This window comes from Candidatus Electronema sp. TJ (genome assembly GCF_048287355.1).
Lineage (GTDB): Bacteria > Desulfobacterota > Desulfobulbia > Desulfobulbales > Desulfobulbaceae > Electronema.
In genome coordinates, this window is record NZ_JBLWEP010000093.1 from 1 (window position 1) to 9,634 (window position 9,634).

General features: G+C 57.5%; 4 protein-coding genes and 1 pseudogene. All 5 read left to right on the forward strand.

The features are described 5' to 3' along the window. Window positions 1–634 precede the first annotated feature (634 nt). A complete protein-coding gene (locus ACNKID_RS07925; RefSeq protein WP_417912901.1) occupies window positions 635–2,242 on the forward strand; it encodes a multiheme c-type cytochrome in 1,608 nt (535 codons plus the stop codon). A 339-nt stretch (window positions 2,243–2,581) separates the two neighbouring features. Further along, window positions 2,582–2,935 (forward strand): annotated as a pseudogene (locus ACNKID_RS07930) (group I truncated hemoglobin); the annotation flags it as partial. 210 nt (window positions 2,936–3,145) lie between these two features. Next, window positions 3,146–4,906, forward strand: coding sequence for a multiheme c-type cytochrome (locus ACNKID_RS07935; protein ID WP_417912904.1), 1,761 nt, complete (start codon window positions 3,146–3,148; stop codon window positions 4,904–4,906). 143 nt (window positions 4,907–5,049) lie between these two features. Further along, window positions 5,050–7,845 (forward strand): EAL domain-containing protein, encoded by a 2,796-nt coding sequence (locus ACNKID_RS07940; RefSeq protein WP_417912902.1) that lies wholly within the window; start codon window positions 5,050–5,052, stop codon window positions 7,843–7,845. 233 nt (window positions 7,846–8,078) lie between these two features. Then, window positions 8,079–9,275 (forward strand): type III PLP-dependent enzyme, encoded by a 1,197-nt coding sequence (locus ACNKID_RS07945; RefSeq protein WP_417912903.1) that lies wholly within the window; start codon window positions 8,079–8,081, stop codon window positions 9,273–9,275. Window positions 9,276–9,634 lie beyond the last annotated feature (359 nt).

Here is a 9,634-nt window from a genome sequence, read left to right on the forward strand (position 1 = left end):
CGGTTCTGACCAGCCCGGTCTTTTTTCTGGCAGCATACCAGTATGCAGCCTGAGACCATACCAGTATGCAGCCGAAGTTCTCACTGGTATGCAGCCTGAGAGTATACCAGTATGCAGCCGGAGTGCATACCAGTATGCAGCCTGAGAGTATACCAGTGCGCAGCCGGAGACCATACCAGTGCGCAGCCGGAGTGCATACCAGTAGGCAGTCAGAGATCCAGCCAGCAGGCAGCCGGGCAATACTCTGCTTACGTCTGTCACATCTCTTGCGCAAACAGCAGCTTGCGCAGGGGCGAAAAATCTTTCGCCCCTGCTTCGTATACATGCTTGATGCAGCCCTTGCATTCAAGGACAGCAGCGCCGCACGAACGCGCTGCGGAACCAGCAGCCGCAAGTGTTCTCTTATTCGTTCACAATGACGGCTCCCGCTTCTTCCGGCCTTGGCTGCGCAGCAGGCAGGTTATCTCATACTGAGTTATTTTTACTCAGCAAAGCAGACAGCCTCGCTGCTACGTCGTGGTAGGCTGCAAATTTCTCTTCAAGCTCCCTTCTTTTTTCATTTTTCTTATCCTATAATGACCCCATGACAGCATTGAGAATGCTTCTCGTCAACACCTTTAAAAAGAGAGGAATCATGACACGAAACCGCATCGGCTTGGCGCTCAGTTTGAGCGCAGGACTCGCCTTGTCTTCTTCATATGCGCTGGCAAAGGAGGCTCCGGCTCCAGCAGAGCCTGCCGCTCCTGCTCCAGCGGCTCCTGCCGTCCCTTCTCCCGTGGCTCCTGCTGCTGCAGTGCCTGCGTACAGCCGCTACAAAGCTGAAGACTGGATCGGGAAATTTCCCAACTATCCCTCGATGCTGAAGCTGGACGAGGCACTGACCAGAAAGGATGCCAAGTTCACCGCTCCGTCGCTGATGACCTGCGCGGGCTGCCATCCCCAGCAGTATGACGAATGGCAGAACTCCATGCACTCCATGTCCTTCCAAGACCCGGTCTATCTGGGCGAGCTGAACCTGGCTGTCAAGGCTGTGGGCAAGGAGGTCTCCAAGCAGTGCGAAGGCTGCCACACAGCCGGAGCCTTCCTGCTCGGCGAGACTGAGGGCGAGTTTGATTTTGAGAAGCTGAGCGATCTAGCCAAGGCGGGCGTGTCCTGCGACATCTGCCATTCTGTCAAGGCGGCGACGCACCTGGAAACCCCGACCGGCGAGCCGGAGAACGGCTCCTACATCCTTTCTCCCAACCGGAAGGATGAGAAGACTGGAGAAACCAAGCTGACCAAGTACGGCCCCTTCCCCAACTACGAGGGCTGCGGCGGCGGTTTCCACGAGTGCGTCGAGTCGCCTCTGCATAAGAAGGCCGAGATGTGCGCAGGGTGTCATCAGGTCTTCCATTACAAGGAGCAGTTCCCGATCGAGCACACCTATGCGGAGTGGAAGAAGAGCATCTATTCCGTCAAAGGCGTACAGTGCCAGGACTGCCACATGGTCGACATCGACACCTTCAAACGCTCGGCTGACACCTTCGTTCTGCCCAAGCGCGGCGAGTACCGGCATTACTTCAACGGTGCCAATTTTGTCCAGTACTTCCTTGCTGAACTGAAGGCGAAGAAGGAAGGCGACGAAAAGATGGCGGCCAATGCCAAACAGAAGTTTGACATGGCTGTGCAGCGTCTGCAGGCCGCAGCCGAGCTGGAGGTTGAGCCGTTCTACAACGCCAAGGGAGATCTGTCCAAGATCAGAGTGCGGGTGCACAACAAGCGGGCAGGCCACAATCTGCCAACCTCCCTCAGCAACATCCGCCAGATGTGGCTTGAGGTGCTGATCACTGACGCGAAAGGCAACGTCCTGCTCAAGAGCGGCTTCCTGGACGAGAAGGGCGAGCTGGATCCGAAGACCTACAACTTCAACTCCGACGGCATGAACATCGACATGAAGTTCGCTGTTGATCCGTGGGAAGTGGTCTCCTTCTCCCGGCATGACACCATTCCGCCCAAGGGCTACCGCGACGTGTACTACACCCTTGTCAACGAGGCCAAGGCGGATGAGCTGAAGTTCAGCGCCAAGCTCCGCTTCCGCCAGGCAAGCCAGAAGGTGGTGGCCAAGCTGCTGAGCAATCAGCCCAAAGGTGTGGACTTGGAAAAGATCTACGGCCTCAAGGAAGTGCCGACCGTGCCTGTGGTTGACATGACCGAAAAGAGCCTGACCATCAAGACCAAGGGCACACCGGAAGAGGTCAAGTAGGCGCAGCCTTCCTCCTGCTCAAGCGTCCTGCCTGCGGCATCCTCCGTCACTTGGAGGATGCCGTTGTTTTTCCTGCCCTTCCCGCTCTTCTCTCACCTGAAAGAAAAAAAATTTGTACCTTTTTTCCTGCTCCCCTATAATAGGGACTGCTGGTACTACAAAAAGCAGTTTCATTCATCACTCAAAAAGGAGGAGTCCATGAAGCACAAACGTGCGGGCATCGCGCTTTGTCTCGCAGCGGCGATGGCCATGACAGGCGCGTTCGCCTTTGCCGGCGATCCTGCCGGCCAGGCTGGTCAGAACAGTGCTGCCGCCCCGGCCGGACAGAAGGAGAAATCCCTGTATGAGCAGCTTGGCGGCGCACCTGCCATTGACGCGGCAGTGAAAGGGTTCTACAAGAAGGTGCTGGCCGACTCGCGGGTCAACGGGTTCTTCAAAGGCGTGGACATGAACCGGCAGATCGCCATGCAGACGGCGTTCCTGACCTTCGCCTTTGGCGGCCCGAATGCCTACCAGGGAAGAGACTTGAAGGCCGCCCATGCGCATCTGGTCGCACGGGGTCTCAATGACAGTCATTTTGACGTGATCCTTGAGCATCTGGGAGCGACGCTGAAGGAGCTGGGCGTGAAGGACGAGCTGATTGCGCACGCCGCCAAAGTGGCCAACAGCGTCCGCAATGACGTGCTCGGCAAAACAGACGCGGCGGCCAAGCCTGAGCCGGGCAAACCGGCTGAAGTGCCTCCTTACACGCCGCCGAAGCCCGGAGTTGTTGCGAACAATCCCAACGAGATTGACAAAGACTTGGCCAATGTTTGGAGCGTGCCCTATACACGCTACGACCATGACACGCTGAGGAAGAAATATAAGTACTATCCCTCCAACATCGCCTTTGAGGACAACGGGGTGCCGTTCGAGGTTCCCTCGATCTTCACCTGCGCGGGCTGCCATCCGCAGCAGTATGAGGACTGGCAGGGATCCATGCACGCGCAGGCCTTCCGTGATCCGATCTATCTGGGCGAGCTGATGCTGGGCGTGAAGGCGGTGGGCAGGGAGATCACCAAGCAGTGCGAAGGCTGCCACACAGCGGCGGCGGTGGTCTCCGGCAAAATGCCTGGAGAGAAAGAAGAGTTTGACTTCTCCAAGCTCGCAGATCTGGCCAAGGCGGGTGTGTCCTGCGATGTCTGCCATTCGATCAAGAGGCACACGCATTGGGAGACTCCGTCCCGCGAGCCGGAGAACGGCTCCTATGTCCTCTCTCCTGGCTACAAGAACGCCAAAGGAGAGAATGTCCGCACCAAGTACGGCCCCTTCCCCAACTATGAGGGCTGCGGCGGCGGCTTCCATGAATGCGTGGAGTCTCCTCTGCATCTGCGGGCCGAACTCTGCGCAGGCTGCCATCAGGTCTTCCATTATAAAGAGCATTTCCCCATCGAGCACACCTACAACGAGTGGAAGAAGGGCATCTACGCGACCAAGGGCATTCAGTGTCAGGACTGCCACATGGTTGACATCGCGACCTTCAAGCGTTCCGCCGACACCTTCCAGAAGCCGCGTCGGCAGGAGTACCGCCATTTCTTCAACGGTGCCAACTTCACCATGTATCTCTTGGAGAAGCTGCGGGCGGAGAAGATGGGCGACAAGAAGCTGGCCGCCAACGCCCAGGAGAAGTACGACATGGCTGTGGCTAGGCTTCAGCTCGCCGCAGAGATGGACATCACCCCGATCTACGACGAGGAAGGCTACTTGACCAAGATCAAGGTGCGGGTGCACAACAAGCGCTGCGGTCACGCCCTGCCCACCTCGCTGACCAACATCCGCCAGATGTGGCTGGAAGTGGTGGCCAAGGATGAGACCGGCAAGGAAGTGCTGCGGAGCGGCTTCCTCAAAGAGGACGGCGAGCTGGATGACAACACCTACATGTTCAACTCCGACGGCATGGCTCATGACATGAGCTTCGCCGCTGACCCGTGGGAGATCGTCTCCTTCTCCCGGCACGACATCATCCCGCCCAAGGGCTACCGGGATGTCTATTACTCCACCCTCAGCGATCTGAAGAAGCATGACATCACCTTCCACGCCAGACTGCGCTGGCGGGTGGCCAGCCAGAAGATCGCCGAGAAGCTGTTCAAGAACCTGCCCAAGGGCTTTGACCTGAAGGAGATCTACGGGCTTGACAAAGTGCCGAACCCGCTGCCTGTGGTGGACATGGTGGACAAGACCGTGACCTTCAGCACACATGGCACACCGTCCAGGCCGAAAGTGCAGGACCGCGCCGACACAGCCAAGACTGCTGCCGATGCTTTCTACAAGGAGCTTGGCGGAGAGGAGGCGGTGAACAAGGCGGTTGATCTCTTCTACGACAAGGTCATGGCGGATCCGGCGGTCAATCACTTCTTTGCAGGGATTGACATGGACACCCAGCGCCGTATGCAGAAGGCGTTCATGAACTTCGCCTTCGGCGGCAGCCTGCCCTACAAGGGTCGGGATCTGACGGCTGCTCATGCCCGCCTGGTCAAGGAGAAAGGTCTGACTGACTCCCATTTCAACATCATCATCAAACACTTCGGCGACGCGCTGCGCGAGCTGGGTGTGAAAGAGGAGATGATTGCAGTGGCGGTGCGGGTGGCCGAAAGCGTCCGTGAGGATGTGCTCGGCAGACGGTAAAGGCGCAGGCCGCTGAACAGGCGGCGCGACAGAAACCGGCATCCCTCACAGGATGCCGGTTTTTTATTGCCCGGAGCGGCTGGCAATCCGGTATAATTTTGCATGGCGAAGTTCTGCTGATTCCCGTTTAATAAAATGTTTTCATGCGCGGTCAGGAAAGCAGAGGTCTAAGGAAGAGAAAGCTGCTGACAGCAGGCTCGGCCCTGCTGCTGGGAGCAGGCGTTCCGCTGGGCGTGGTCTTCATTGTCGGCTGCTGCGCCGGGGCTTGGCGGCTCGTCCATGAGCCGCTGGCGGCCATCCTGTTTGGCTGGAGCGCAGTGGCCGCGACGCTCGCCTCCTTGTTCCTCATGCTCATGCGCCATGCCGAGCGGGAGGATCCGCGCATTCTCTGGCTTGCGGCGGCCTTGGCTGGCATGGGCGTGCTGGACGGTTTCAACGCCGCCGGAGGTGCTTCCGCAGCAGGCTGCCTGCACAGCGCAGCTGCCCTTGTCGGCGGCCTGCTCATGGGTTTCAGCCTGCTGCCCGAACGGTTTGTCCGGCATCCGGCCTTGAGCTGGCTGCCCTGTCTTGCCGCTGCCTGCTGCGCCATGCCGGGCGCAGCCCTGCTCTTGTTTTCAGATTATTTGCCTTCCGCCGATCACCTGATCTGGCCGCTTCACTTGGCCGGAAGCGGCGGTTTCTTGCTTGCCGGGTTCCATTTTTCATGGAAGGGCAAATTTCCTGCCGCCTGCTGCGCTTTCCTGTTCGCCGCCGAAGCGGCTTGCTTTCCTCTTGCCGGACAATGGGGAGCCGCATGGTGGCTCTGGCGCGTTTTCCGCCTTGCCGCTTTGTTTTTCCTGCTCGGCCTGTTTCTCCGCAAATGCCGAGGAAAAATCCAGCAGCTCCGCAGCAGCCGGGACGAACTGGACGCAGCCCGCAGGCAGCTTGCCGACCTGATTGAAAACTCGCCTTCCGCCGTCACTCTCAAAGACATCTCAGGCCGCTTCGTGCTGGTCAACCGCCGTTTCGAGGAGATATTCGGCATCAATAAAAAGGATGTGGTCGGCAAGTCGGCGGCGGACATCATGCCCTACGTCAGCAGACGGCTGAAGGAATCCGGCCTCGACGGCGAGACCGTGACCGAATATGAGGAGAGCATTTCCTTGAAAGACGGCACCCGCACCTTCCTCACTTCCTGCTTCACCTTGCCCGACGGCGGCAAGGAGAATCCAAGCTGCGTGGGCTGCATCCAGACTGACATCACCGAAAGCAGGCAGCTGGAACAGCGGTTGCGGCTGGATCAAAAAATCATCGAAAATACTGAGGAAGCAATTGTCGTCACCGATGCCGAAGCTCTGATCATAGATGTGAATGATGCCTATACGGAAATTACCGGCTACACGAGGGAGGAGGTCATCGGCAAGAATCCGCGCATCTGCAAGTCCGATCACCACGACAAGGAGTTTTACGAAGAGATGTGGCGGCAGCTGCTGGAAACCGGCTCGTGGTCAGGTGAAATCTGGGACCGCCGCAAAAACGGCGAGGTCTTTGAAAAATGGCTGACCATCAGCGTCATCCGCGACAGCGGAGGAGCTGCGGTCAACTATGTCGGCATCTTCAACGACATCACCGAAAAAAAACGCATTGAGCGCAAACTGAAAAATCTGCTGTTTTATGATCCGCTGACCAAGCTGCCCAACCGCGCCCTCTTTGTCGAACGGCTGGAGCAGGCAATGAGCAGCAGCCAGAGCCGTGACATGCCGCTGGCCCTGTTCTGCATAGACCTCGACCGGTTCAAGACCGTCAACGACTCGCTCGGCCACAAGGCGGGCGACGAACTGCTGGCGCAGGCGGCCAAACGCATCCGAGGCGGAGTGCGCAAGAGTGATGTGGTGGCCCGGCTCTGCGGCGACGAGTTCACGGTCATCCTGTCGGAGATCAAATTCCGCGAGTCCGCAGGCCATCTGGCCCGGCGGCTGATCCATCTCCTCCAGCAGCCTTTCCACATTGACGGCGAGGAAGTTTTCATCAACGCCAGCATCGGCATCAGCCTCTATCCTGACGACGGACTGGACACTGCAACTCTGATCCGCAACGCAGACACGGCCCTGCACTTTGCTAAAGAGCGGGATCACGGCAGCTTCCAGCATTTCCGCTCGCATATGAATGAACAGCTCATGCACCGGCTGAACGTGGAGAAACATCTCCGTCATGCAGTCGACAATGAGGAGTTTGTCCTCTATTATCAGCCGAAATATTCTTTTGAGGAGAACAGAATCGTCGGCGCGGAAGCCTTGATCCGCTGGCTGCATCCTGTTGAAGGCATCATCTCGCCGACCGAGTTCATTCCCATCGCCGAAGAAACTGGCATCATCACCGCGCTGGGCGAATGGTGCCTGAAAACCGCAAGCCGTCAGATCAAAGCTTGGGAGCAGCAGGGCTTGGGTCTGCGGCGGGTGGCGGTCAATATTTCTCCGCGCCAGTTTGAGAACCGCGATCTGCTTGCTCTGCTCAGCAGCACGCTGCAAGAAACCGGCTTGAATCCCAGTCTGATAGAGCTGGAAATCACCGAAAGCGCGGTGATGGAGGACCCGGAGCTGGCGGTTGAGCTGCTCCATGAAATCCGGCGGCTGGGCATCCGCATCGCCATTGACGACTTTGGTACCGGCTATTCTTCGCTGGCGTATTTGAAAAAATTCCCGGTCAACAGCATTAAAATCGACCAGTCTTTCATCGCCGATCTGGCCAAAGATTCGGATGACGCAGCGATTGTCGCTTCGATCATTCAAATGGGCCGCAGCCTGCAGTTGGAGGTGGTGGCTGAAGGTGTGGAGACGCTGGAGCAGCTTGAGTTTCTCCGGGAAAAAAAGTGTCATGAAGCGCAAGGATATTATTTCAGCAAGCCTCTGCCGCCAGATGAGTTCGCCGCTTTGACCCGCCGCCTGATTTTCCCCCAATGATCAGCGAGATGCGCCGCAGCCTCCTTCTGAAAAAAAAAGCACTCTTCTCAAAAAAATATTGACAGTCCATTCTGTATTGCAAAGGAGGCTATTTTTATTTATTATGGTTGCCTTTTCTTGCTGATAGCCAATCCGTGCAGAATCGCCCCAAGCGAGCAATGACAGAGCAACTGTCAGGAGCAAGAGAGTTGAGGTTTTTTTATCTCTGCAAACTTTAACTTGAGGGGGGTCCTATGTCTGTCATTCTGCCCAAGCTGCCTGCCGCCACATCCGTCCGCATCTCCGAAATCATCAGCAAAATTTCTGAGCGCGAACAGATAGAATCTGCGGCAGCCCTCCACGGCACACCGGTAATGCTGCTTGACTGCGAGATCATCCGCCGTCAGTACCGCGCTCTCAGGCAGGCATTGCCTGAAGCTGCCGCTCACTTTGCTCTGAAGCCGCTGCCTCATCCGGCAGTGGTGCAAACCCTGCTCCAGGAAGGAGCGAATTTTGATCTGGCCACCAACGGCGAGGTTGATTTAGTCCAGAAAGCCGGAGTTCCTGGCGAGAAGACTATTCACACCCATCCGATCAAACGGGATTCAGACATCCGTCACGCACTGGCGTACGGCTGCACGGTTTTTGTGGTCGACAACAGCAACGAGCTGGAGAAATTCATTCCCTATCGGGACGAGGCCGAACTGCTCATCCGCCTGAGCTTCCGCAACGCCGACGCATATTCCGATCTCTCCAAGAAGTTCGGCTGCAGCCCGGAAGGCGCTTTGGAATTGATTCAGCAGGCGCACCGGCTCGGCATCCGCATCAAGGGACTGTCCTTCCATGTCGGCTCGCAAACCGCTGACCCGCAGAAGTATGTCACCGCCATCCGCACCTGCGGCGAGGTTTTCCAGCGGACGACCGCGCTGGGCCTGCCCAAATTGAACACCTTGGACATCGGCGGCGGTTTCCCGGTGCATTATATTGACAAAGTCCTGTCCATCGAGGAATTCTGCGTGCCCATCCGCGCGGCACTGGCCGAATTCCCGGAAAGCGTGGATGTGATTTCCGAGCCGGGCCGCTTCATCGTCGCTCCGGCAATTATCTCCGTGGCCTCGGTCATGGGTCAGGCCGAGCGCGACGGCAAGACGTGGTACTATTTGGACGACGGCCTCTACGGCTCTTTCAGCGGCATGATCTACGACCATGCGGTGTATCCGGTGCAGGCCCTGCACAACGTGGGCGAATTGTTCCCCGCAGTGCTGGCCGGACCCACCTGCGACAGCATTGATGTGATCTCTGAAAACATCATGCTGCCCAAGCTGAAGAACGGCGATTTGGTGATCGGACGGATGATGGGGGCGTACACCGCTGCTTCCGCCTCCGAGTTCAACTTCTTCCCCAAGGCCAAGATCGTCGTGCTGAACGGGCCGACTGACCTGCTGCCGTAATTCTGCCGCCCTCTGCCGCGCTGTCTGATGAAGATGGCGCGGCTGTGTCCCGCCTGATTTTCATTTCCGGCTGATCAGACTTCCAGCATAAAGAGGGCGAAAGATGTTCCGCCTCTTTTTTGAGCGAGGCCTGCTGCCGGAACAATGCAGATTCCTTGCCGCGCTTGGAGCAACAAAAATTCTGGCAGGTTATCTGTCCGACAGATGCCGCATTCCAAATTTGGGATGCCTCGCCTGAAAGATAAATGGCTCATCCCAAGTCTGGGATGCCTCATCTGTCGGACAGATGCCGCATTCCAAGTTAGGGATGGCTCGCCTGAAAGATAGCTGGCTTATCCCAAGTCTCGGATGGCTCATCT

Coding starts and splice junctions, on each gene's coding strand:
- ACNKID_RS07925 (WP_417912901.1), top strand. CDS start 635: ATGACACGAAACCGCATCGGCTTGGCGCTCAGTTTGAGCGCAGGACTC.
- ACNKID_RS07940 (WP_417912902.1), top strand. CDS start 5,050: ATGCGCGGTCAGGAAAGCAGAGGTCTAAGGAAGAGAAAGCTGCTGACA.
- ACNKID_RS07945 (WP_417912903.1), top strand. CDS start 8,079: ATGTCTGTCATTCTGCCCAAGCTGCCTGCCGCCACATCCGTCCGCATC.